Source organism: Staphylococcus sp. EG-SA-17, from assembly GCF_017151845.1.
Lineage (GTDB): Bacteria > Bacillota > Bacilli > Staphylococcales > Staphylococcaceae > Staphylococcus > Staphylococcus aureus.
Genome location: NZ_JACVZO010000090.1, coordinates 1 through 481, shown reverse-complemented (window position 1 = coordinate 481; position 481 = coordinate 1). Strand labels below are relative to the sequence as shown.

Below are 481 nucleotides of genomic sequence, written 5' to 3'. Positions count from 1 at the left end.
GTATCAGATCGTTTCTTACCCGATAAAGCAATTGATTTAATTGATGAAGCAAGTTCAAAAGTAAGACTGAAAAGTCATACAACACCTAACAACTTGAAAGAAATTGAGCAAGAAATTGAAAAAGTAAAAAATGAAAAAGACGCAGCAGTTCATGCTCAAGAATTCGAGAATGCAGCTAATTTACGTGATAAACAAACTAAACTTGAAAAACAATATGAAGATGCCAAAAATGAGTGGAAAACAACTCAAGGTGATCAATCCACTTCTCTATCTAAAGAAGATATTGGTGAAGTCATTGCAGGTTGGACAGGTATACCACTTACAAAAATTAATGAAACTGAATCGGATCGATTATTAAATCTTGAACAAACGTTACATGATAGAGTTATTGGCCAAAATGATGCTGTAACTTCTATTAGTAAAGCGGTACGCCGTGCTCGTGCAGGATTGAAAGATCCTAAACGTCCAATCGGTAGTTTTA

General features: G+C 34.5%; 1 protein-coding gene. It reads left to right on the top strand.

Translation table 11 applies throughout. From position 1 onward, the window contains the following. Positions 1–481, top strand: a 481-nt coding sequence (locus IDG65_RS14190; RefSeq protein ID WP_206174204.1) for a UvrB/UvrC motif-containing protein, incomplete at both ends; no start/stop codon positions are given.